General features: G+C 30.8%; 24 protein-coding genes, 1 pseudogene and 1 riboswitch. Of the genes and pseudogenes, 8 read left to right on the top strand and 17 right to left on the bottom strand.

The features are described 5' to 3' along the window. The first annotated feature begins 6 nt into the window (after positions 1-6). Positions 7-222, top strand: coding sequence for a VF530 family DNA-binding protein (locus ACIQZ1_RS01440; RefSeq protein WP_396158364.1), 216 nt, complete (start codon positions 7-9; stop codon positions 220-222). A 66-nt stretch (positions 223-288) separates the two neighbouring features. Here ACIQZ1_RS01440 and aat read toward each other — a convergent pair whose 3' ends face one another. The 3 genes from aat to ACIQZ1_RS01425 all read right to left on the bottom strand — a co-directional run bounded on the left by aat (position 289) and on the right by ACIQZ1_RS01425 (position 2,289). After that, positions 289-924, bottom strand: a complete 636-nt coding sequence (aat, locus tag ACIQZ1_RS01435) for a leucyl/phenylalanyl-tRNA--protein transferase (RefSeq protein WP_396158362.1) — start codon at positions 922-924, stop codon at positions 289-291. 96 nt (positions 925-1,020) lie between these two features. Further along, positions 1,021-1,401 carry a DUF3127 domain-containing protein gene (locus ACIQZ1_RS01430; protein WP_396158360.1) on the bottom strand — a complete coding sequence of 127 codons (381 nt, stop codon included), beginning with the start codon at positions 1,399-1,401 and terminating at the stop codon, positions 1,021-1,023. A gap of 12 nt (positions 1,402-1,413) precedes the next feature. Next, positions 1,414-2,289, bottom strand: coding sequence for a flavin reductase family protein (locus ACIQZ1_RS01425; RefSeq protein WP_396158358.1), 876 nt, complete (start codon positions 2,287-2,289; stop codon positions 1,414-1,416). A 103-nt stretch (positions 2,290-2,392) separates the two neighbouring features. On the opposite strand from ACIQZ1_RS01425, the gene ACIQZ1_RS01420 reads away from it, so the two are divergent. Then, positions 2,393-3,541: a sensor histidine kinase gene (locus tag ACIQZ1_RS01420; protein ID WP_396158356.1), complete on the top strand. Its 1,149-nt coding sequence runs from the start codon at positions 2,393-2,395 to the stop codon at positions 3,539-3,541. Between the two features lie 41 nt (positions 3,542-3,582). Here ACIQZ1_RS01420 and ACIQZ1_RS01415 read toward each other — a convergent pair whose 3' ends face one another. Beyond that, on the bottom strand, positions 3,583-3,972 hold the full coding sequence (locus tag ACIQZ1_RS01415; protein WP_396158354.1) for an HIT family protein: 390 nt from the start codon (positions 3,970-3,972) through the stop codon (positions 3,583-3,585). An 80-nt stretch (positions 3,973-4,052) separates the two neighbouring features. Next, positions 4,053-4,529 carry a transcription elongation factor GreA gene (gene greA / locus ACIQZ1_RS01410; RefSeq protein WP_396158352.1) on the bottom strand — a complete coding sequence of 159 codons (477 nt, stop codon included), beginning with the start codon at positions 4,527-4,529 and terminating at the stop codon, positions 4,053-4,055. 149 nt (positions 4,530-4,678) lie between these two features. Here greA and ACIQZ1_RS01405 point away from each other — a divergent pair, with 149 nt between their 5' ends. Continuing rightward, positions 4,679-5,110, top strand: coding sequence for a hypothetical protein (locus tag ACIQZ1_RS01405; RefSeq protein ID WP_396158350.1), 432 nt, complete (start codon positions 4,679-4,681; stop codon positions 5,108-5,110). After that, positions 5,110-5,640 (top strand): glutathione peroxidase, encoded by a 531-nt coding sequence (locus ACIQZ1_RS01400; RefSeq protein WP_396158348.1) that lies wholly within the window; start codon positions 5,110-5,112, stop codon positions 5,638-5,640. Before ACIQZ1_RS01405 ends, ACIQZ1_RS01400 begins: the two co-directional genes overlap by 1 nt. Before the next feature lie 59 nt (positions 5,641-5,699). Here ACIQZ1_RS01400 and ACIQZ1_RS01395 read toward each other — a convergent pair whose 3' ends face one another. From ACIQZ1_RS01395 to ACIQZ1_RS01375, 5 genes are all read right to left on the bottom strand, one after another. Next, positions 5,700-7,877 carry a TonB-dependent receptor gene (locus ACIQZ1_RS01395; RefSeq protein WP_396158346.1) on the bottom strand — a complete coding sequence of 726 codons (2,178 nt, stop codon included), beginning with the start codon at positions 7,875-7,877 and terminating at the stop codon, positions 5,700-5,702. 98 nt (positions 7,878-7,975) lie between these two features. Beyond that, positions 7,976-8,070: riboswitch (TPP riboswitch) on the bottom strand. Between the two features lie 106 nt (positions 8,071-8,176). Beyond that, entirely contained in the window at positions 8,177-8,578 is a 402-nt protein-coding gene (gene arfB / locus ACIQZ1_RS01390; RefSeq protein WP_396158344.1) for an alternative ribosome rescue aminoacyl-tRNA hydrolase ArfB, read from the bottom strand. Next, a complete protein-coding gene (locus ACIQZ1_RS01385; protein WP_396158342.1) occupies positions 8,578-10,131 on the bottom strand; it encodes a DUF4301 family protein in 1,554 nt (517 codons plus the stop codon). The genes arfB and ACIQZ1_RS01385 overlap by 1 nt, the downstream gene beginning before the upstream one ends. Beyond that, on the bottom strand, positions 10,107-10,712 hold the full coding sequence (pnuC, locus tag ACIQZ1_RS01380; RefSeq protein WP_396158340.1) for a nicotinamide riboside transporter PnuC: 606 nt from the start codon (positions 10,710-10,712) through the stop codon (positions 10,107-10,109). The genes ACIQZ1_RS01385 and pnuC overlap by 25 nt, the downstream gene beginning before the upstream one ends. Positions 10,713-10,714: 2 nt before the next feature. Next, positions 10,715-11,395 (bottom strand): 4'-phosphopantetheinyl transferase family protein, encoded by a 681-nt coding sequence (locus ACIQZ1_RS01375; protein ID WP_396158338.1) that lies wholly within the window; start codon positions 11,393-11,395, stop codon positions 10,715-10,717. 145 nt (positions 11,396-11,540) lie between these two features. On the opposite strand from ACIQZ1_RS01375, the gene ahcY reads away from it, so the two are divergent. Next, positions 11,541-12,857, top strand: coding sequence for an adenosylhomocysteinase (gene ahcY, locus ACIQZ1_RS01370; RefSeq protein ID WP_396158336.1), 1,317 nt, complete (start codon positions 11,541-11,543; stop codon positions 12,855-12,857). Positions 12,858-13,000: 143 nt separating this feature from the next. On the opposite strand, the gene rpmA is transcribed toward ahcY, so the two are convergent. Together rpmA and rplU are read right to left on the bottom strand one after the other, a co-directional pair. Beyond that, a complete protein-coding gene (rpmA, locus tag ACIQZ1_RS01365; RefSeq protein WP_091310265.1) occupies positions 13,001-13,261 on the bottom strand; it encodes a 50S ribosomal protein L27 in 261 nt (86 codons plus the stop codon). An 18-nt stretch (positions 13,262-13,279) separates the two neighbouring features. After that, positions 13,280-13,732 carry a 50S ribosomal protein L21 gene (rplU, locus tag ACIQZ1_RS01360; RefSeq protein WP_396158334.1) on the bottom strand — a complete coding sequence of 151 codons (453 nt, stop codon included), beginning with the start codon at positions 13,730-13,732 and terminating at the stop codon, positions 13,280-13,282. A 178-nt stretch (positions 13,733-13,910) separates the two neighbouring features. Between rplU and ACIQZ1_RS01355 the strand changes: the two genes are divergently transcribed. Further along, positions 13,911-15,236: a M16 family metallopeptidase gene (locus ACIQZ1_RS01355; RefSeq protein WP_396158332.1), complete on the top strand. Its 1,326-nt coding sequence runs from the start codon at positions 13,911-13,913 to the stop codon at positions 15,234-15,236. 7 nt (positions 15,237-15,243) lie between these two features. Then, positions 15,244-17,215: pseudogene (locus tag ACIQZ1_RS01350) on the top strand (M16 family metallopeptidase). Positions 17,216-17,275: 60 nt separating this feature from the next. Here the strand turns inward: ACIQZ1_RS01350 and ACIQZ1_RS01345 are convergent. From ACIQZ1_RS01345 to rplM, 5 genes are all read right to left on the bottom strand, one after another. After that, positions 17,276-18,169 (bottom strand): DMT family transporter, encoded by an 894-nt coding sequence (locus tag ACIQZ1_RS01345; protein ID WP_396158330.1) that lies wholly within the window; start codon positions 18,167-18,169, stop codon positions 17,276-17,278. Positions 18,170-18,237: 68 nt separating this feature from the next. Next, entirely contained in the window at positions 18,238-19,062 is an 825-nt protein-coding gene (gene tsf, locus ACIQZ1_RS01340) for a translation elongation factor Ts (protein WP_396158328.1), read from the bottom strand. 138 nt (positions 19,063-19,200) lie between these two features. Then, positions 19,201-19,968, bottom strand: coding sequence for a 30S ribosomal protein S2 (gene rpsB / locus ACIQZ1_RS01335; protein ID WP_396158326.1), 768 nt, complete (start codon positions 19,966-19,968; stop codon positions 19,201-19,203). A 177-nt stretch (positions 19,969-20,145) separates the two neighbouring features. Next, entirely contained in the window at positions 20,146-20,532 is a 387-nt protein-coding gene (gene rpsI, locus ACIQZ1_RS01330; RefSeq protein WP_091310242.1) for a 30S ribosomal protein S9, read from the bottom strand. Next, the gene (rplM, locus tag ACIQZ1_RS01325; protein WP_353150478.1) at positions 20,532-20,987 is read right to left on the bottom strand and encodes a 50S ribosomal protein L13; all 456 of its coding nucleotides are present in this window, start codon (positions 20,985-20,987) and stop codon (positions 20,532-20,534) included. Before rplM ends, rpsI begins: the two co-directional genes overlap by 1 nt. A gap of 211 nt (positions 20,988-21,198) precedes the next feature. Here rplM and ACIQZ1_RS01320 point away from each other — a divergent pair, with 211 nt between their 5' ends. Next, entirely contained in the window at positions 21,199-22,233 is a 1,035-nt protein-coding gene (locus tag ACIQZ1_RS01320) for a LacI family DNA-binding transcriptional regulator (protein WP_396158324.1), read from the top strand. Positions 22,234-22,243 lie beyond the last annotated feature (10 nt).

Genomic DNA, 22,243 nt, shown 5'->3' with positions numbered 1-22,243 from the left:
TATAAAATGGATCCACTTCACGGCATAACATTAAAAACAATACTCGAGAAATTAGTCGATTATTATGGTTTTGATACGCTTGGCGAATTGATAAAAATAAAATGTTTTAATGAAAACCCAACCATTAAATCGAGTTTAACTTTTTTACGAAAAACAGAATGGGCTCGAAAAAAAGTAGAAGATTTATATGTAAGAAGTTTAAAAAAATTTGATGCAAGATAAATCTGTATTCAAAATAAATAAACTTTTGCGATTCTTTGTTTTTATTAGTTTTTTTCTCTGTAAAATCTAACTTTTCAAAATCGCCAAAAACGCTTCTCTTTCAATTTCTATACAACCCAAACTTTCTAAATGATTGTTATGCACTTGGCAATCTAAAAGTTTATAGTTAGCTAATTCTAATTGTTTTGCCAAATGAATAAACGCAACTTTACTGGCATTAGGCACTTTTGAAAACATACTTTCACCGCAAAACACATCGCCTAAATCAATTCCGTATAAGCCGCCTACTAATTCGTTATTTTGCCAAACTTCTACGCTTTTGGCATAACCTAGTTCATTTAGTTTGCAGAATGCTTCCACAATTTCATTAGAAATCCAAGTGCCGTCTTGGTTTTTTCTTGGAGATTTTTGACAGTTAGAAATTACTGCTCTAAAATTTGTATTAAAAGTAACTTGAAATTCATTTCGGATAATTATTTTTTTCATGCTTTTCGTAATTCTTAAATTTTCGAAAAACAACACCATTCTTTCTTTTGGGCACCACCAAAGTTTGGGTTCGTCAGCATCATACCATGGAAAAATACCATTTTGGTATGCTAATAAAAGTCGTTCTGGAGACAAATCACCACCCACAGCAATAATTCCTTCGGGAGATGTTTCTGAAGAAGGTGGAAAATAAAGTTCAGATGTTAAAAAATACATATTTCAATTTAAAAAAAATCCAAACTCCAAATTTATCTTTTTACAGAGTTTTGGAATTTGGAATTTCAATTTTGTAATTTATTTTTTAATCGAAGATTAAAAAGGTAAATCGTCGTGTTCCTCTTCTTTAAAGTCGGTTGCTGGTGCAAAAGCTTCTGCAACAGGTACTGGGGGCATTTCTGGTGAGCTTGTTGGAGCTGCATTTGACAATCTCTCAATTCTCCATCCTGTGATGGTGTTAAAATGTTTTACTTCACCTTGTGGAGACGTCCATTCTCTACCTCTTAAATTGATAGATACTTTTACTTGTTCACCAACTTGATATGAATTTAAATCATCCACTTTTGCTTGTTGAAATTCAACTGAAATATGTTGTGGATACTGCTCTTCAGTAGTAACAACTAATTCTCTTTTTTTAAATGAAGCGCTTACATCTTGTGTAGCTCCAATTACTTTAATTTTTCCAATAACTTCCATAACTCTTATAATTTATTTTTGTGCTAATAACAATTTCCAAGCGTTTAAAACCTGATTGTTGTCTAAATATTCTTTTGCTTTTTTAAATTTCGTATCAAAATCGTCTGAACTTAAAACGGCTTTTACTTCAAAATTTTCTTTTACAAATATAGTAATTTCTTCGTCATTTGGAATAGCTTCTATATTTCCTAATTTTCCTAAATCATTTCCATCAAAATAGCCACTTTCTTTGATGAAATCTGGAATCATATCTACACCAATTCCTAAGGTAGTTAATGGCTTTTCCACCTCAAATAATCCTGCGTTAGCTCGACTATACCAATTACCTCCTAAACGAGAAACTACATCAACTTTATGCTGATCAATCATTTGGTTTTCATCTAAAATACTTTCGTGAATATGAATTTTTACTACCTCACAAATCACTAAATTTCCTGCACCACCTTCAGTTCCTAATGCAATAATGTCATTTACTTTACATTCAAACTGCACTGGACTTTCTGCCACTCTAAATGGCGCAACACTATCTGATGGTAACATAGTAAACCCTGCTTTTTCAAATTCGTTTACACCATCTGGATATTCGGTACTAGATAAACTCATTTGTTGTACCATATCGTAATTTACAATATTAATTACAACTTCACGTGTGTCTTGTGCGTTTATCAAAGTATGTTTTATAGTATTGTTTCGAACCCGTCTGGCTGGTGAAAAAATTAAAATTGGCGGATTGCTACTAAACACATTAAAAAAACTAAATGGAGATAAATTTGGATTTCCATCATCGTCCATAGTACTTGCAAACGCTATTGGTCTTGGCGACACAGCAGTTTGTAAATAACTTTGCAGTTTTAAAGGCGATATTTCTTTTGGATTAATACTTAACATAAGTTGTATTTTTTACAAATATACTAGAATTTCCTTTTAATTTTTTACTTTTTACCTTGTTCTTAATTCTAAAAATTCCCTATTTTTACTCAAAATACTTTTTATGCAGTTTTCTGAAAAAAGAAATCTTACACGTTGGATTATTATTATTTCATCGTTTTTAATTGCTTCCTTAATTTTATGGAACACCTATGTTTTTTTTCAAACGTTTAAAGAAGAAGAACGCAATAAAATGGAACTTTGGGCTACTGCTTTAAAGAATTTAAGAAATGCCGATGTTAATGCCGATATTCAATTACCAACGTTTATTATTGAAAACAACAAAAACATTCCATTAATTCTTACTGATAAAGAAGGTAAAATTTTAAGTAATTTGAATTTAGGTGAAATAGAAAATGATAGTGTTAAAGTAAAAGCGTTTTTATATAAAATAAAAAGTCAAAATGCACCAATAAAAGTTCAATTTGCAAAAAACGATTATCATTTGGTGTATTACGGTGATTCTCCAATTTTAAACAAACTAAAATATTATCCAATTGCCTTATTATTAGTAGCCTTTTTGTTTGGCGGCGTGGTGTATAATTTTTATCGAGCAACAAAGATGGCAACCCAAAATAAACTTTGGGCAGGAATGGCTAAAGAAACGGCTCATCAAATAGGTACGCCTTTATCCTCATTAATTGGTTGGTTGGAGTTATTGAAGTTGGAAAATGTTGAAGCTACTACCATTGAAGAAATAGAAAAAGATATAAACAGACTGCAAACCATTACCGACAGGTTTTCAAAAATTGGTAGCGAACCTATCTTAGAAAAAAGAGATATAATCGAAGAAACAAAATCATCATTTGAATATTTACAATCACGGGTTTCTAAGCAAGTTATTTTTGATTTTCGAGCACCTGAAAAGCCACTTTATGTGTCACTAAACCCTACGTTACATAGTTGGACAATTGAAAATTTAGTAAAAAATGCCATTGATGCTATGAAAGGAAAAGGTAATTTGTCTATTGAAATAGTAGAAGGAGATACTAACGTTTTTATAACGGTTACAGATACAGGAAGCGGTATTGCGAAGAATAAATTTAAAACTATTTTTGAACCCGGTTATACGTCTAAAAAAAGAGGGTGGGGCTTGGGCTTGTCGTTAACCAAACGTATTGTACAAGAATATCACAAAGGTAAAATTAGAGTAGTGCAATCTGAAATTGGTAAAGGCACCACGATGCAAATGATTTTTAAGAAAGAAAGTTAAAAAAAATCCACAAACTCATTTAAAATTTGTGGAGATAGTTTTTATAAATTTTTAGCTATATCTTCAGCTAATTTTGAAAATTCTTCGGGGGTCAATGCTGTTTTTCTTTGAAAACGCATATCGTCCATATCTTGAAGCGGAATTAAGTGAACGTGTGTGTGAGGTACTTCTAAACCTACAACAGCCACACCAATTCGTTTACAAGACACTGTTTTTTCCAAAGCAATGGCTACTTTTCTTGAAAATGCCATTAATCTTAGATATAAATCTTCATCCATATCGAAAATTTTATTTATTTCTTGCTTTGGAACACATAACGTATGGCCTTTCGCATTCGGATTTACATCTAAAAAAGCAATAAAATCTTCGTTTTCTGTAATTTTATAACAAGGAATTTCTCCGTTTATTATTTTGGTAAAAATAGAACTCATTTTTTTGGATTTTCAATTAGCCAATTTTCAATTAATCAATTTTTTGGCACATAGACCAATTGACTAATTGACACATTAAGTTAGTCACGTGTAATTTCTAAAATTTCAAATTTTAATACGCCGTTTGGCACAATAATTTCTGCAATTTCACCTACTTTTTTACCTAATAATCCTTTTCCAATAGGAGAAGTTACTGATATTTTACCCGTTTTCAAGTCCGCTTCACTTTCTGCAACTAATTTGTATTGCAGTTCCATACCGTTAGATTGATTTTTGATTTTCACATTAGACAATACCAATGCTTTTGATACATCTAATGTAGATTCATCAATAATTCTTGCGTTTGATACTAATTCTTCCATTTTAGAAATACGCATTTCTAATAAACCTTGCGCTTCTTTAGCTGCGTCATATTCTGCGTTTTCAGACAAATCTCCTTTGTCTCTTGCTTCTGCAATAGCTTGTGACGCTTTAGGGCGCTCTATAGATTTAAGTTGATCTAACTCGTCTTTTAAATGTTTTAATCCTTCTGCTGTGTAATAAGATACTGTGCTCATAACTTCATTAATTTATAAAATAGAAAAAATCCCACAACTATGGGATTCCCTTTTTGCAAAGATATAATTTATTTAACTATTTTTCGTTTACTATATTAGTTTGTCAAATATAAATAAATTAATTTTGATAAATCAAATAAATATAAAAAATGAAACGAATTTTTTACTTTATTATTTTGTTTACCATCTTTTTTTCTTGTGATAGAGATACACAGGCAAATAACAACAACCCATATTTACCTAATTATCCTTTTGAAGTGATATTAAATATGAGTTTTCCTCAATATTCGGTATTAGCATATCCTTCCAGTGCAGTTTATGTAAATTCGGCAGGAGCAGGAATTCGAGGTTTGATTGTTTTTAATGCAGGAAGTGGTAATTTTTTGGCTTATGATGCCGCTTGCCCAAATCAGCCTTTAACCGATTGCTCTACGATGACAATTAATGGGATTAATGCAAAATGTCCGTGTGACGATGCCGAATATAGTTTATTTACAGGATTGGCTGCTGGAAAACAATATCCAATGAAAGCGTATCGTGTACAAATGATAGATGCAACAACCATAAAAGTCTATAATTAATGTTACAATCCATATTTTCTTTTTTAAAAAAAGAAACAATAACCTATCCTAAAGGTTCAATTCATTCATTTATAGTGAACGATTTAAAAGGAAATCAGTTCGATTTTTCAACTTTAAAAGGTAAAAAAATAATGGTAGTGAATACCGCTTCAAAATGCGGCTTGACACCTCAATACGAAAAATTACAGAAGATTTACGATAAATATAAAAATCAAAACTTTGAAATTATAGGTTTTCCCGCCAATAATTTTTTATGGCAAGAACCAGGAAATGCTTCTGATATTGAAAATTTTTGCACTGTAAATTATGGTGTAACGTTTCCTGTGATGGAAAAAATCTCAGTAAAAGGAAAAAATATGCATCCCATTTATGAATTCTTAACAAAGAAATCAAAAAACGGCGTAAAAGACGCAACCGTAAAATGGAATTTTCAAAAATTTCTTCTTAACGAAAATGGCGAATTAGAAAAAGTCATTTCACCAAAAACCCAACCAGACGACAGAAGTATTACAGCCTGGATTGAAAAATAGGTACACAGATTAAACGGATTTTTAAAATTTCAATCTGTAAAATCTGTGTATCCAAAAAATTAAAACTTCAAATTCATTCCAGCTAAGAAATTGATTCCCGCTTGTGGATAAAAACCAACGCCTTCAATTGTTGAAATTCCCGGTCCGCTCCAATTATCATTATATGTGTAAAAATAGCCGTTCGATTCATACGTTCTATCGAAAATATTATTAATTAAACCTGAAAACACAATCGATTTTATGCCTTTGTTGATTTTCCATTCGTAGTTTATGTTTAAATCTGATGTGGTATAATCGGGTAAAATTGATTTTTCAGCATCAATATTTCCCATATATTGTTTACCAACATATTTGGTTAATAACGAAATTTGTAACGTGTTAATTGGGGAATATGTTAATACGTTTCCTATTACCATATTTGGTGAATAAGCAATATTTGTATTTCCTAAATTAGTTAAAACGCCATCTCGTTCAAAATAAAAATCTTTATTTTTATTGGTACTTAATGTAAGATTTGGTTGTAACATTACTTTTGGTATTATTTTAATAGCCCCTTCAATTTCTATACCTGCTCGATAACTTTTCCCGCTATTTTCAAAAACAGGACTACCCACATCATTTAAAGCACCAGTGGCTACCAATTGATTTTTATATCTCATATAAAAGGCATTAATATTCAAACTGGTTTTTTTATTTTTAAATTTATATCCCAATTCATAATCTTGTAAACGTTCAGGTTTGATGCTTCCACTTTCATAATCATCTCTACGAGGTTCTTTATTTGCAATTCCGAAATAACCATAAATAGAACTTGCCTGATTTAATGTATACGTAATTCCAGCTTTTGGATTGAAGAAACGGAACGTATCATTCACGTCATTAAATTTTATACTATTCGCTTGATAGAAAACCATACGATATTGTAAATCAGCAAAAACATTCAATTTTCCTAATTGTTGCGATGCTTTCGAGTAGAAATTCACATCGTTTTTATTTCCAAAATTGTCATAGTATTTGTTGGAATTTGGCACATAATATTGTGTCCAAACTACTTCGCCAAAATGTTTTCCTTGATATTTATTTGCCGCTCCACCAATTATAACATCTGTTTTTTCAGTTTTATAATTTAAAGAAAAAGTGGTTCCAAAAAAAGCATTGTCTAACCAACGTTTTCTGACTAAATCAGTACTTGTATTGCCATTAAAGTCGGGCAATACATAATCTGAAAACAATTCGTCTTCTCTATATTGTTCAAAATAGCCTTTTCCTAAAGTATAATGCAACGCAAGATTTGATTGCCATTTTGAAGTTAGTTTTTCATTCCAATGCAATTGAAAATGATTTTGCCAATAATTATCGGTTTCATCATCGTAAAATTGAGTATTTCCAAATTCACCTGTATACTGACCAGCCGAATTATATGTTCTATCATTTTTTAGTTTTTCTTCATCTTCCAATCCATTCCAAGCCTGATACGTTTTTTCTTTTCCGCCAAAAGCAATTGCTTTAATAATTGTATTTTTTGTAATATAATTTGCATCAAAATAATATCCAAATAAATCAGATGAAGCCCTATCAATAAAACCATCCGATTTTATTTTAGAAATTCGAGCGTTCATTTCGAAATTATTATGTAATCCTGTTCCAAACGCTAATGTGTGTTTACGGGTTCCGAAACTTCCAATGGAATTAGCTATTTCAGCATAACTGTTTTGTTGTGCAGCTTTGGTTTGTAAATTTAAACTCGCACCAAAAGCACCAGCACCACTTGTTGAGGTTCCAACACCTCGTTGTAATTGAATGCTTTCTAAAGAAGAAGCAAAATCAGGTAAGTTAACAAAGAAGGTACCTTGACTTTCACTATCATTAAAAGGCACACCGTTTAAAGTTACGTTAATTCTTGAACCATCGGATCCACGAACCCGCATATAGGTATATCCAATTCCTGCTCCGGCATCTGTTGTTGTTACAACTGAAGGTAAATAGTTTAATAAAATTGGAATGTCTTGCCCTAAATTTCTTGGTGCAATTTGTGTTTTAGAAACATTTGTAAATGTAATTGGGTTTTTGTCTTTAGCTCGTACGCCAGAAATTAAGACTTCTTCAATTGATTTTACAGAATCTTTGGGTTGCTCTTGACTGAAAGAACATAGAGAAAAGAGAATAAAAAACAGACTTAATTTATAAATCTTTTGCCTTTTGCCTTTTGCTTTTTGCTTTTTTAAAAATACATTCATACTTCGTAAATTCATACGAATAAAAGGGGTAATTACTCTTGGTTAAAAATAATTAATAAAATGATTTTGAGAATTTCTATTCTGAAGCTAATTCAGAAACATTTGTAGTTCTCGGTTTTCCTTGGCAGCATTACCCGCCCAGGTTCTATGGGTATAATCTCAGCCTGAAAAACAAGCACCCCTTTGAGATGTTGCAAATATAGTAATACAATTTTGATTTGGAACACAGATTTAATAAATTAGTATAATTTTTAAAATTTCTTTAATCTGTGTTGTTTGAATGTGTTTACTTTAGTTAATTAGAAATCTAATTTTTTTCTCCCGGCTTTAATTTCTCCCGCTTTTTTCTTTTCTTGAATGCGTTTTTCATTGGCACCTTTTGAAATTTTAGTTGCTTTTCTAACTTTTGGAAGTGCTAAAGCGTTTTCTATCATTTCAAAAAAACGTTTGATGATGATTTTTTTATTTTTGAATTGACTTCTATCTTCATCGCAAGTTAGAATCATTAAATTTTCTTGTGATATTTTTGTTTTTAGTTTAGTATAAAGTAATAATTTTTCGTTCTCATTTAAACCTTGAGAGGTAGCCACATCAAAGATTAATACTATTTTAGAAGATACTTTATTTACATTTTGTCCACCAGCACCGCTACTTCTTACCGCTTTAAAATTAAGTTCTGATGAAATGATTTCTATGTTCATTATAAACCAGAATTGATGTCTAAATTATTTGGTTGATGTGCTGGTTTTAATAAATCCGTTACTTTTTTAACTGGATTAAACGTTTCTATTGGAACTTCTACAAAAATAGTACTCCATTCTGCCATAGCACCATTCCATAAACCAGGTAATTCAAATGCTTTTATTTTTTTTTCGTTTTTCGTTTTCTCTGTAATGAATGCTGTTTTAGGATCAATAAATTGATTTAAGTCAAATTTGTTTCCTTCAAAATCTTTAATACTGCAAACAATATCCACAGGGTTAAAATGTGTAGAATTTTTAAAGATCGCTTGTTGATTTTCGTTATTTAAATCAATTTGTGATAATTCTACAATTTGCAAACTCGGTCTTCCTTTTTCATCCTGAACCCAAAAAGGTCCACCTCCAGGTTCGCCTTCGTTTTTTACCATTCCACAAACACGTATAGGTCGGTTTAATATTTTAATTAAATACTCTTTTTGATAGTCAAATTGATACATTTTAAACTCCTGAGGCAAAAGAATTGACATTTTTGTTTCAACGAAATGAATAATTTCTTTAATAGTATTTTCGTTGATTTCGTTTTTTTGAAACTTTTTTAATGCCACATCTACTTCCTGTTTTGTATATAAAAGAATACCGCCTAATAATTTTTTATAAGTTAAAATAATTTCTCGATTATTTTGAGAAACGTTATCGATATTTTTAATAAAAACAATATCTGATTGCAATTGATTTAAATTTTCAATTAATGCACCGTGACCACCAGGTCTAAAAAACAATTCGTTTTCAGGAGTTCTAAAAGGCGTGTTGTTAGCAGTAACAGCAATAGTATCTGATGTTTCGCTTTGATACGAAAACGTAATTTCTAAATCAGTATATTTATTTGTAATATTTAAAAAATCGGATTGAAATTCTTTAGAAATCGTAAAATGAATTTTTGCTTTTTGATTTTGCTTTTTATAAAATTCGGTTTCTGAAGCATGTTCGTCAATTGGTGTTATTATTTTATTATCTTTAATATGAAACGGTAAAACCCCTTTTGGTTTATTAGCAAAATTCAAACCCTTTTCAGTTAACAACGTTTTTACGATTGCATATACTTTTTGATCTGTATTGTAATTCGGATAATCTGTGTAAATTGTTTTAGTTTTTTCTTTTAATTCGTTATAAAAAGGGAAGCTTCTTAATCCTACTATAAATAAAGATAGTTCTCTTTCTTTATTTAAGTTTACATACGAATTTATAGTGTCTTTTTCAGGATTAAATTTTGTTAAAAACTCATTTAACGATTTAAACATTCTTGTAGCAGCGCCACTTGCCGGAACAAATTTTTCAATAGAATAATTGTCTTTATATGTGTCAAAAAAGTTGCAATATTCAGAAATTTCTTTTTCTGAAAATTGAAAAATTCCATCGTTTATAGATGCGATTTTTAGTAAGTTAATTGTAGGAATTCCATTTTTAAAATAATGCAATTGTTGCATAATTTTTTCTAAAGAATTTCCTCTTTTTACTATTTGTTGTACATCTATTTCGCTAAATATTTTTTCCATTCTATATACGCTGAGATGGCTAAAATAGTAAAAATTATGTATTGTATGGCTATAATATATAGTTGTCGGTCAAAAAAAATATAAACGGCAAACGTATTTCCAACAATCCAAAGTGTCCAGTTTTCAATTTTCTTCTTAGCCATATACCACATTGCTGAGAAAAATAATGAAGTGGTGAAAATATCTAAATAATTGTTAATCTGTAATTTATAATTAAAAAATTTATAAATATAAATACAAATTATAGCTGTTATAAGAAATAAAATTATACCGATAATTTTTTCTTTCATATTGGTTCTGGAAATAGAAAGCACTTCGCCATTTGTTATTTTTTTCCAATGAAACCATCCGTAAACACTCATTATGGAGTAGTAGATATTAATACTCATATCGGCATAATATTTAGCATTATACATAATATATACGGATAATATGGTGCAAATAATTCCAGTTGGATACACTAAAATATTTTCTTTTTTTGCAAAATACACACTTAAAACACCAAAAATAAAAATGATAATTTCAATTCCAATTTGCCAATTAGGAATACTTTTATATTGATGGATGATGGTTTCAAACATATTTATTTAGTTATTGCACAAACAAAAGCATACTCTTCAATTATTTCAAACTGAAATTGAAAATCTTCGGGTTTGTTATTAAAAATTAATTGAGCGGTACCTTCTTTGTCTTCTAATTTAAAAGGTCCTTCGAAAATATGCTTTGGAAAACTGATGCCTTTTTCATTTTTTAATTTAAAAATACTTTCTTTTATGCCCCATATTACAGTTGCTTTTTTGATTTTATCTGGTATGGATAAGTTTTCAATATGAGAAATATCCATATATCTTGACGAAATTTTTAATATTTTTTCTTTACACATTTCAATATCAATTCCTACAGGTTTATTGCTAATACAAATACAAGAAAATTCATGTGAATGTGAAATTGAAATGTGTTTTTGTTCTGAATTTATAGTATTAATTTCTTGACATTTGACATTTGACATTTGACTTTCGACTTTCAGGTGCGGTTTTCCGAATGCATCATAAAACAAATCAAAATCGGTTAAATTAATGTGTTGAAGTAACATTCTAACTGCCAAAAACCCTTTTTGATGCGAAACAGACTGCATGGTTTGTAATCTCGATAAAGATTTTTCGTTAAGTAACGCCTTTTCGTAAAACCAAGCAATATCTTCGGTAATTTTCCAAAAATAGGCACTTGTGTGTTCGTTTATGATGATTTCTTTATAAAAAGGCATACTTTATTTATTTATTGGTTTTTATTTTATTGTGATTCAGTTGTTTAATGGCATCAACAAAACTTAAAAAGTTAAAATTAATTTCTAATATAAAACTTATATTGTACCTTTGCACTCGTAAATTAAAAATAAATATACAATTATAATGAGTACAAAAACAATTCCTTACGTACCATACAAAGTTAAAGATATTTCTTTAGCAGCATGGGGAAGAAAAGAAATTTTATTAGCAGAAGCTGAAATGCCAGGTTTAATGGCACTTAGAGAAGAGTTTGGTGCAAGTCAACCTTTAAAAGGGGCTCGTATTGCAGGATGTTTACATATGACTATTCAAACAGCTGTGTTAATTGAAACATTAGTGGCTTTAGGTGCAGATGTTACTTGGTCTTCTTGTAATATTTTCTCTACTCAAGATCATGCTGCTGCTGCAATTGCTGCTGCTGGAATTCCAGTTTATGCTTGGAAAGGTATGAATGAAGAGGAATTTGATTGGTGTATTGAACAAACGTTATTCTTTGGTGAAGAGCGTGCACCTTTAAATATGATTTTAGATGATGGTGGAGATTTAACAAATTTAGTGTTTGATAAATACACTGAATTAGTTAAAGGAATTAAAGGTTTATCTGAAGAAACAACGACAGGTGTTCACCGTTTATACGAAAGAATGAAAGCAGGTACTTTATATATGCCAGCTATCAACGTAAACGATTCGGTAACTAAATCTAAATTTGATAACAAATATGGTTGTAAAGAATCTGCAGTTGATGCGGTTCGTAGAGCAACAGATGTTATGTTAGCAGGAAAAAGAGTAGTAGTTTGTGGATACGGAGATGTAGGTAAAGGAACAGCGGCTTCTTTCCGTGGCGCGGGTTCTATTGTAACGGTTACAGAAATTGACCCAATTTGTGCTTTACAAGCTGCAATGGATGGTTTTGAAGTTAAAAAATTAGATTCTGTGGTTTCTAATGCAGATATTGTTATTACTACAACTGGTAATAAAGATATTGTATTAGGTCGTCATTTTGAAGCTATGAAAGATAAAACTATTGTATGTAACATTGGTCACTTCGATAATGAAATTGATATGGCTTGGTTAAATTCAAATTTTGGTCACACCAAAAACGAAGTGAAACCACAAGTTGATATTTACACTGTAAACGGTAAAGAAGTTATTATTTTAGCAGAAGGACGTTTAGTTAACTTAGGTTGTGCAACAGGTCATCCAAGTTTTGTAATGAGTAATTCATTTACTAATCAAACTTTAGCGCAATTAGAGTTATGGGCAAATAGCGCTAATTACAAAAATGAAGTATATATGTTGCCGAAACATTTAGATGAAAAAGTAGCGGCTTTACATCTTTCTAAATTAGGAGTAGAATTAGAAACATTACGTCAAGATCAGGCAGAATATATTGGTGTTGAGGTTCAAGGACCATTTAAACCAGAATATTACAGATATTAATCTAAACTTCTTAGAAAGTTAGATTTTTAGATATTTAGAAACCCTCGCTTTTCAGCGAGGGTTTTTTTGTATCAAATTTTATCAAAAAAAATCCCAAAAACCATTTAGGTATTTGGGATTTTATATTTGTAATTTTAGATTAATTATGCTTCGAATGGAAGTATAGAAACCCAAGATTTGTTCTCACCTTTTTTCTGGAACTTTACAATTCCATCTACTTTAGCATGTAAAGTATGGTCTTTTCCCATGTAAACATTTTCACCTGGGTTGTGTTTAGAACCTCTTTGTCTAACAATGATATTTCCTGCAATAGCAGCTTGACCACCATAAATCTTAACGCCTAAACGTTTTGATTCTGATTCTCTACCATTCTTCGAACTACCGACACCTTTTTTATGAGCCATGACGTTATATTTTAAATGTTATTCTTCAGTTTTTGGTTTTTTTGCTCTTGTAGCTTTAGGCTTTACTTCTTCAGTAGCCGTTTCTACTTCAACATCAGCTTTCTTTGTTGCTTTTGGAGCTGCTTCTTTTTTAGGAGCCGCTTCTTTTTTACCAGAACCAGACGCAACGATGTTCTCAATGATAATTTGAGTAAATGATTGTCTATGACCGTTTTTCTTTTTGTAACCTTTTCTTCTTTTCTTTTTGAAGACAATTACTTTATCACCTTTAAGGTGTTTTAATACTTTGGCTTCAACAGAAGCTCCTTCTATAGCTGGGGCGCCTAATGTTAATGCTCCGCCGTTGTCAATTAATAAGACTTTGTCAAAAGAAACTTTTGCGTCTACATCATTTGCTAAACGGTGAACAAATAACCTTTGGTCTTTGCTTACTTTAAATTGTTGCCCTGCTATCTCTACGATTGCGTACATAACAATGTGTTTAAATTATTATTTTTTCAGTTTGCAAATATATAACTATTTATTAAACCTGCAACATTACTTTTCTTTTTTATTCGAAAAAATAAAATCTGTAATATTTTTTATTTTCAGTGTAACAATTCATATCTTTCGGCTACCAATATTTATCATTTATTATTAAAGATTAATTATGAAAAAAACATTAATGGCTTTAGGAACAATAGCAATGTTAGGAAGCACAGCAAATGCTCAGAAAGTAGCATTTGAAGAATTTGATTTGGATAACGGTTTACACGTGGTTCTTCATCAAGATAATTCGGCGCCAGTTATTATTACATCTGTAATGTATCACGTAGGTGCAAAAGATGAACAACCAAATCGTACGGGTTTTGCTCACTTTTTTGAACATTTGTTGTTTGAAGGTACCAAAAACATTGAAAGAGGGGAATGGTTTAAAATTGTAACTGCAAATGGTGGACAAAATAATGCCAATACATCAGACGATAGAACCTATTATTACGAAGTTTTTCCGTCTAATAATTTAGAGTTAGCCATTTGGATGGAATCGGAAAGATTAATGCACCCAGTAATAAATCAAATTGGTGTTGATACCCAAAATGAAGTAGTTAAAGAAGAAAAACGTTTACGAATTGACAACCAACCTTACGGAAATATTTTTAAAGCGATTAAACAAAATTTATTTAAAAATCATCCTTACAGATGGACAACAATTGGAGAAATGGAACATTTAGATTCGGCTACTTTAGAAGAATTTCAAGCGTTTAATAAAAAGTTCTATGTGCCAAACAACGCAGTTTTAGTAGTTGCAGGTCAGTTTGACTCAACTCAAGCGAAAGATTGGATTAAAAAATATTTTGGAGCTATTCCTAAAGGAGCGCCTGTTGTAAGACAAAAATTTGAAGAAGCACCAATTACTGCTACTATTAATGCAACTTGGGAAGACCCTAATGTTCAATTACCAATGACTTTAGCAGCATACAGAACACCTTCAATGAAAACAAAAGATGCGCGTGTTTTAGATATGATTTCTACTTATTTATCGGATGGTAAAAGTTCTAAATTATACAAAAAAATGGTAGATGATAAAAAAGTCGCACTTCAAGTTGGAGCGTTTAGTAATTCTCAAGAAGATTACGGACAATATATTATTTACAGTTTACCGTTAGGTGATGTTTCTTCAGAAAGTTTATTAAAAGAAATTGATGAAGAAATTGTAAATATGCAGAATAATTTAATTTCTGAAAACGATTTTCAAAAACTTCAAAACAAATTTGAAAACAATTATGTGAGTTCAAATGCAACAGTAGAAGGCATAGCAGAAAATTTAGCTTCATACTATTTATTATATGGTGATATTAATTTAGTAAACACTGAAATTGAAATTTACCGTTCTATTACAAGAGAAGATATTAAAGAAGTTGCAAAAAAATATTTAAACCCAAACCAACGTTTGATTTTAAATTATGGTCCTGCAAAAGAAAAAACCGCTAAATAATCTTACCATGAAAAAGTATTTATATATCGCAGCCAGTTTATTACTAACAATAACTATGCAAGCACAAGACAGACCAATGCCTAAACAAGGCCCAGCGCCATCAATTAATATTAAAAAGCCAGTAACATTTGTGTTAGAAAATGGTTTGAAAGTATTAGTTGTTGAAAACAATAAATTACCACGTGTTTCTTATAATTTAACTTTGGACAATACTCCTTTTGCTGAAGGAAGTAAAAAAGGAGTTACAGATTTAGTAAGCGCTATGATTGGAAATGCTACAGAATCGATTTCTAAAGATAAATTTAACGAAGAAATTGACTTTTTAGGCGCTAATATTAATTTTTACGAATCAGGTGCTTCTGCAAATGGATTGTCAAGATATTCGGCAAGAATTTTAGAATTATTAGCTGATGGTGCATTAAATCCATTATTTACTCAAGAAGACTTTGATGCAGAAAGAGCGAAGCTAATTGAAGGATTAAAATCTGATGAAAAAAGTGCTTCTGCAATTGCAGGTCGTGTTCAAAATGTATTAACGTATGGAAAAGAACATTATAATGGTGAATTCACTTCTGAAGAAACATTAAAAAATGTAACGTTACAAGATGTAATCAATCATTATAACACGTATTTCGTTCCAGCAAATGCCTATTTAGTAGTAATTGGTGACGTAAAAACTAAAGACGTTAAGAAAAAAGTAGAGCAATTATTTGGAGCAGATGTATGGAAAAAAGCGACAGCGCCAAATTTAACTTACAATGATCCAAAGGATTTACAATATTCTCAAATTAATTTTGTAGATGTCCCTAATGCCGTTCAATCGGAAATAGCATTAATTAACTTGTCAAAATTAAAAATGACAGATAAAGATTATTTCGCTGCTATTTTAGCCAACCAAATTCTTGGTGGTGGTGGAGAAGGTCGTTTGTTTTTAAACTTAAGAGAAAAACACGGTTGGACATATGGTTCGTATTCTAATTTAGGAGCAAGTAAATATATTTCTAAATTTTCTTCTACTGCTTCAGTTAGAAATGCTGTAACAGATAGTGCTGTTGTAGAAATTTTTAATGAATTAAGAAAAATTAGAACGGATTTAGTTTCTGAAGAAGATTTGAAAAATGCTAAAGCAAAATACATTGGAAACTTTGTAATGCAAATTGAAAAACCAGCTACTATTGCTCGCTATGCTTTAAATATTAAAACATTAGGATTACCTGAAGATTTTTACGAAAATTATGTGAAAAACATTAATGCCGTAACTCCAGAAGATGTTAGAAATGCAGCTAATAAATATTTCTTAGCAGATAATACAAGAGTTGTAATTGTAGGTAAAGCAGCTGATGTATTGCCAGGTTTAGAAGCGTTGAGTGCAAAAGAAAAAATGCCAATTTTCTATTTTGATAAATATGGAAGTAAAGCTGACAAACCAGTGGTGAAAAAAGACATTCCTGCAGGTGTAACAGCTCAATCAGTTGTTAAAAACTATATTGATGCTATTGGTGGTGAAAAAGCTTTAAAAGCAGTTAAAACAACAATGACAACTGCAAAAGCGAAAGTTCAGGGTCGTGAGATTGAAATGCTAGCCAAATCTTCTGTTTCAAACAAAAACTTAATCCTAATGAATATGATGGGAATGACAGTTATGAAACAAGTTGTTGGTGATAAAACTGGTTATCAAGAAGCTCAAGGACAAAAAAAGGCATTAGAAGGTGAAGAATTTACTAACATGAAACAACAATCTTTCCCTTTTCTAGAACTTCAGTTTCTAAATAATAAAGATATTTCTTTAACAGGAATTGAAATGATGAATTCTAAAGAAGCTTATGTGATTGTTTATAAGAATTTACTATGATGATTATGTAGATGTAAAAGGTATTAAATTCCCATATAAAATGACTATGAATTTAGGTATATCAATTGAATTCATCACACAAGAAATAAAAATTAATGAAGGGGTTACAGATAAAGATTTCGAATAAATTTTTATTTTGAAAATGAAAAAGGATTGCGAAAGCAATCCTTTTTTTATGCGTTATATTTTATTTTCTATTCGTAATATACACACCAAATAAAATAATTATAGTTCCTAAAACTTGTAATAAAGTAACGCCTTCGTTAAAAATTATACTCCAAATTGTAGCCACAACAGGTATCAAATACGTTACATTGGAAGCAAAAATAGGAGACGACATTTGTATGAGTTTGTAAAAATATATATTTGCTAACCCTGTGCCAACAATTCCTAAAATAGCTACATAAATTAAAGGATGTACAAAGGTTGTCATGCCAATGCCTTCTGCTGTGTTTTGAATGATATGAAAATCAATACCAGTAAAAGATAAAATTAACAAAGCAGGAAAAAGAAGGAAGGCAAAATTTCCTACAGTAATTCCAATTGGCGACACGTCAAATAAATATTTTTTCACCATATTAATGTTAGCGGCATAACACCATGAAGCAATAATCACTAATAATGCAAACCAATAATTTTTTGTTGGATTTCCGGAAGCGCCTGCATAAACTAATATCAAACAACCAATAATTCCTATTAGTAACCCATAAATTTGTTTCTTTTTAAATGTGAGTCCGAAAAATACACTTCCAATTATCAAAGTATTTAATGGAGTAAACGAGTTTAAAGTCGAACTAATAGAACTGCTTATTTGCGTTTGCGCCAAGGCAAAAAGAAAAATAGGGAAGAAGTTGCCTAATAATCCGGCTATAATAATGTACTTCATTTTCTTTTTTTCTATCTTAAATAGTTCTTTTCCTGCTATAAAAAGTAAAAACACGGAGGTAAAAAATATTCTATACGCACCTAATTGATATGGATTCATACCGCCATCTAGTCCGTTTTTCATTAGTATAAACGAACTTCCCCAAACTATTGCTAATACCAGCAAAATAATCCATTTTGAATTTTTTTCTCTCATAAATAGGTGTAAAAAAATAAGGCTGCCAATTTTGACAGCCTTAAAGGTATAATTATTTTTAAGATATATTATCCTAAGGCAGCTCTTTTGAAACCTGTTACTTTTAAATCTGCATTTACAGATTTAATATAAGCAGCAACACTCATTGAGCTATCTTTGATATAATCTTGGTTTACTAAAGTGTTATCTTTAAAGAAACGTCCTAATTTTCCTTTAGCGATGTTTTCAATCATTGCTTCTGGTTTACCTTCTTGACGTAACATATCTTTAGCAATTTCTATTTCTTTAGCAATCGTATCCGCATCAACACCTGCTTCATCTAAAGCGATTGGTGCCATTGCAGCAGCTTGCATAGCAACGTTTCTTGCAGCTTCAGCACCACCTTCAACATTTGCAGATAATGCTACTAATGTAGCAATACCGTTTCCAGCGTGAATGTATGAATTGATAAACGCACCTTCTAATCTTTCGAAAGCACCAATTTCAATTTTTTCACCAATAACACCAGTTTGCTCAATTAATTTTTCAGCAACAGTAATCCCACCAAAATCAGAAGCTAAGAAAGCGTCTTTATCAGTAAAATTTAAAGCTAAGTTTGCAAAATCATTTGCTAATTTTACGAAACCTTCATTTTTTCCTACGAAGTCTGTTTCACAATTTAAAGAAATTACAACACCAGCAGTATTATCACTATTTACAACAGCAATAACAGCACCTTCAGTAGATTCTCTATCCGAACGATTTGCGGCAACTTTTTGACCTTTTTTTCTTAAAATTTCAATGGCTAATTCAAAATTACCTTCAGCTTCAACTAAAGCTTTTTTGCAATCCATCATACCAGCACCGGTTGTAGTTCTTAATTTGTTAACTTCAGCAGCAGTTATATTTGACATTTTATTTAATTTTAGATTATTAATGTAAAAAAAGAAATTCCAATTGTAAAATTCCAAATTCCAGTTTTATATAATTTATAACAAATGGTTAATAAATTAGTTTGGAATTTGGAATTTTACTTTCGGAATTTTTAGTATTTATGCTTCAGTTGAAGTTTCTTCAGCCTCAATTTCAGCTACTGGAGCTGCTTCAGTTGAAGTTTCTTCTTTGTCTGATTTTCTTTCAGATAAACCTTCTGTAATAGAAGCAGTTACTAAAGATAAAATTTTATCGATTGATTTAGAAGCGTCATCGTTAGCAGGAATAACATACTCAACCAAACGAGGGTCAGAGTTTGTATCAACCATTGCGAAAACTGGAATGTTTAACTTTTTTGCTTCTTTTACCGCGATATGTTCAGCTTTAATATCTACTACGAATAATGCAGCAGGAATTCTTGACATGTCAGCAATTGAACCTAAGTTCTTGTCTAATTTTGCTCTTAAACGATCTACTTGTAAACGCTCCTTTTTAGAAAGTGTCATGAAAGTACCATCTTTTTTCATTCTATCAATAGAAGCCATTTTTTTAATCGCTTTTCTGATTGTGATAAAGTTAGTTAACATTCCACCAGGCCATCTTTCAGTGATGTAAGGCATGTTACAAGCAGCTGCTTTTTCAGCAACAATATCTTTTGCTTGTTTTTTGGTAGCTACGAAAAGTATTTTTCTACCAGATGCTGCAATGCTTTTTAAAGCATTATTTGCTTCTTCAATTTTTGCAGCAGTTTTATATAGGTTAATGATATGAATACCATTACGTTCCATATAAATGTATGGAGCCATGTTTGGATCCCATTTGCGAGTCATGTGTCCGAAATGTACACCAGCCTCTAGTAACTCTTTAACGTCAATTTTGTTTGCCATTTTGTAATAGTTTACGTTCCGTGTTCTAGCAATGTTCCTTTTAGCTTTCGCTTAAGGCTTCATTTAGATGCTAAACTAATTTCTTTTTCAGTAAAAAGAAATATCGACAACTTGTTTTTAATTTCTAATTTAATTGTAAAAATGTATCTGAAAATATATTCTGATAAATATCGAATATTAACGTTTTGAGAATTGGAATCTCTTACGTGCTTTCTTCTGACCGAATTTTTTACGTTCTACCATTCTTGGATCTCTTGTTAGTAATCCTTCTGGTTTTAATACCAATCTGTTTTCAGCTTCTACTTCGCACATTGCTCTTGCAATTGCCATTCTTACAGCTTCAGCTTGACCAGTTGCTCCACCACCATATACATTAATTTTAACATCAAAATTATTTTCGTTGTTAGTTAATGTTAAGGCTTGTTTTACTTTGTACTGCAATGTTGCAGTTGGAAAGTATACAGCAAATTCTCTTTTGTTAACTGTAATGTTACCTGTTCCTTCTGAAACATAAACACGTGCTACTGCACATTTTCTTCTTCCGATTTTGTGAATTACTCCCATTACTTAAGATCGTTTAGGTTAACAGCTTTAGGAGTTTGTGCAGCATGTTTATGCGCATCTCCTACGTTAACATTTAAATTACGGAATAATTGTGCTCCTAATTTATTTTTAGGCAACATTCCTTTAACTGCTTTTTCTACTAATAATGCAGGATTTTTTTGTTGCATTACTTTTGCAGTTAGACTTCTTTGTCCTCCTGGATAACCTGTGTGACGGATGTACGTTTTTTCATCCAATTTGTTTCCAGTAAGATTGATTTTTTCTGCGTTAATAACAATCACGTTATCTCCACAGTCAACATGCGGCGTATAACTTGGCTTGTACTTACCTCTTAATAGCATGGCTACTTTAGAAGCAAAACGACCTAAGTTATGACCTTCAGCATCCACAACAATCCACTGCTTATCTGCAGTAGCTTTGTTTGCCGAAATTGTCTTGTAGCTTAATGTGTTCACAATACTAATTTTTAATTAAACATTCCATTCCTATTCCCAAACTTAGGGATTAGGGGTGCAAAAGTACAATTATTTATTAAAATTACAAACTCTAAACCAAAATTCTTTTATATTGATTTTGAACTCATTACTAGTGGTCATAAAATATATTCAAATTATAAGGTTCTTTTCGCTGATTTTTTATATTTTTGAATTTGAAATAGTATAAAAAATGAAATCTAAAGCCACATTAAAAGAATTAGCCAAAGAATTAGGAGTTTCTACCTCTACCGTATCTAAGGCATTAAGTAACAGCCCAGAAATTAGCGAGCTAACTAAAATTAAGATTAAAGAGTTTGCACAGCTAAAAAATTATAAGCCAAATAGTATTGCTAAAAATCTTAAAAATCAGCGCTCTTATACTATAGGTGTTATTCTACCAAATATTTTAAATCCTTTTTTTGCAAAAGTATTTTCTGGAATTGAATTATATGCTAACGAAAAAGGGTATAATTTAATAACCTGTACGTCTAATGAATCTTTAGAAAAAGAGAAACAGATGATTGAGATGTTGGATAATGGAGCTATTGATGGTTTTATTTTAGCATTAGCAGAAGAAACACAGAAAGAAAATAATTTTACACATATATATAATGTATTGCGTGATGGAACGCCAATAGTTCTTTTTGATAGAATTGCACCTGAATTAAAATGCGATAAAGTTATTGTTGATGATTTTGACTCTGCAGTAGATGCGACGCAATATTTAATTGATACTAATTGTAAAAAAATTGCTCTATTTTCTTCAATTAATAATTTGAGCGTAGGAAAATTAAGAGAAAACGGATATAAAGAAGCGTTGCAAAAAAATAATAAGAAATTTGATGCAACTTTAGCTTTATTGACCGATTCAGATGAAGGTTTTGATGAAAAAATGGGAAAACTTATTTTAGATAAAAAACCAGATGCAATCTTCGCAGTTGATGAATATGCTGCCGTTGCTGCAATGAAATTTTGTTTAAAAAACGGATTTCATGTTCCAAATGATATTTCAATTATTGGTTTTGCAGATGGCTTATGGTCAAGAAGAATGACGCCAAGCTTATCTACAGTCAGCCAACATGCGCCAGAAATTGGTCAAAAAACAGCCGAATTAATCATCAAACGAATTGAAGAAATTCCAGACTCTGAATCTGAAAGAATATTCGAAACAGTTATTATTAAAACAGAATTAAGAAAAAGAGATTCGGTTAGAAAACTTTCTTAATCCTTTAGAA

This window comes from Flavobacterium sp. (genome assembly GCF_044341185.1).
Lineage (GTDB): Bacteria > Bacteroidota > Bacteroidia > Flavobacteriales > Flavobacteriaceae > Flavobacterium.
This window is presented reverse-complemented; position numbering and strand designations above follow the sequence as displayed.

Excerpts from the sequence above, each read along its gene's own strand:
- ACIQZ1_RS01440 (WP_396158364.1), top strand. The coding sequence starts at position 7 with ATGGATCCACTTCACGGCATAACATTAAAAACAATACTCGAGAAATTA.
- aat (WP_396158362.1), bottom strand. The coding sequence starts at position 924 with ATGTATTTTTTAACATCTGAACTTTATTTTCCACCTTCTTCAGAAACA.
- ACIQZ1_RS01430 (WP_396158360.1), bottom strand. The coding sequence starts at position 1,401 with ATGGAAGTTATTGGAAAAATTAAAGTAATTGGAGCTACACAAGATGTA.
- ACIQZ1_RS01425 (WP_396158358.1), bottom strand. The coding sequence starts at position 2,289 with ATGTTAAGTATTAATCCAAAAGAAATATCGCCTTTAAAACTGCAAAGT.
- ACIQZ1_RS01420 (WP_396158356.1), top strand. The coding sequence starts at position 2,393 with ATGCAGTTTTCTGAAAAAAGAAATCTTACACGTTGGATTATTATTATT.
- ACIQZ1_RS01415 (WP_396158354.1), bottom strand. The coding sequence starts at position 3,972 with ATGAGTTCTATTTTTACCAAAATAATAAACGGAGAAATTCCTTGTTAT.
- greA (WP_396158352.1), bottom strand. The coding sequence starts at position 4,529 with ATGAGCACAGTATCTTATTACACAGCAGAAGGATTAAAACATTTAAAA.
- ACIQZ1_RS01405 (WP_396158350.1), top strand. The coding sequence starts at position 4,679 with ATGAAACGAATTTTTTACTTTATTATTTTGTTTACCATCTTTTTTTCT.
- ACIQZ1_RS01400 (WP_396158348.1), top strand. The coding sequence starts at position 5,110 with ATGTTACAATCCATATTTTCTTTTTTAAAAAAAGAAACAATAACCTAT.
- ACIQZ1_RS01395 (WP_396158346.1), bottom strand. The coding sequence starts at position 7,877 with ATGAATGTATTTTTAAAAAAGCAAAAAGCAAAAGGCAAAAGGCAAAAG.
- arfB (WP_396158344.1), bottom strand. The coding sequence starts at position 8,578 with ATGAACATAGAAATCATTTCATCAGAACTTAATTTTAAAGCGGTAAGA.
- ACIQZ1_RS01385 (WP_396158342.1), bottom strand. The coding sequence starts at position 10,131 with ATGGAAAAAATATTTAGCGAAATAGATGTACAACAAATAGTAAAAAGA.
- pnuC (WP_396158340.1), bottom strand. The coding sequence starts at position 10,712 with ATGTTTGAAACCATCATCCATCAATATAAAAGTATTCCTAATTGGCAA.
- ACIQZ1_RS01375 (WP_396158338.1), bottom strand. The coding sequence starts at position 11,395 with ATGCCTTTTTATAAAGAAATCATCATAAACGAACACACAAGTGCCTAT.
- ahcY (WP_396158336.1), top strand. The coding sequence starts at position 11,541 with ATGAGTACAAAAACAATTCCTTACGTACCATACAAAGTTAAAGATATT.
- rpmA (WP_091310265.1), bottom strand. The coding sequence starts at position 13,261 with ATGGCTCATAAAAAAGGTGTCGGTAGTTCGAAGAATGGTAGAGAATCA.
- rplU (WP_396158334.1), bottom strand. The coding sequence starts at position 13,732 with ATGTACGCAATCGTAGAGATAGCAGGGCAACAATTTAAAGTAAGCAAA.
- ACIQZ1_RS01355 (WP_396158332.1), top strand. The coding sequence starts at position 13,911 with ATGAAAAAAACATTAATGGCTTTAGGAACAATAGCAATGTTAGGAAGC.
- ACIQZ1_RS01345 (WP_396158330.1), bottom strand. The coding sequence starts at position 18,169 with ATGAGAGAAAAAAATTCAAAATGGATTATTTTGCTGGTATTAGCAATA.
- tsf (WP_396158328.1), bottom strand. The coding sequence starts at position 19,062 with ATGTCAAATATAACTGCTGCTGAAGTTAACAAATTAAGAACTACAACC.
- rpsB (WP_396158326.1), bottom strand. The coding sequence starts at position 19,968 with ATGGCAAACAAAATTGACGTTAAAGAGTTACTAGAGGCTGGTGTACAT.
- rpsI (WP_091310242.1), bottom strand. The coding sequence starts at position 20,532 with ATGGGAGTAATTCACAAAATCGGAAGAAGAAAATGTGCAGTAGCACGT.
- ACIQZ1_RS01320 (WP_396158324.1), top strand. The coding sequence starts at position 21,199 with ATGAAATCTAAAGCCACATTAAAAGAATTAGCCAAAGAATTAGGAGTT.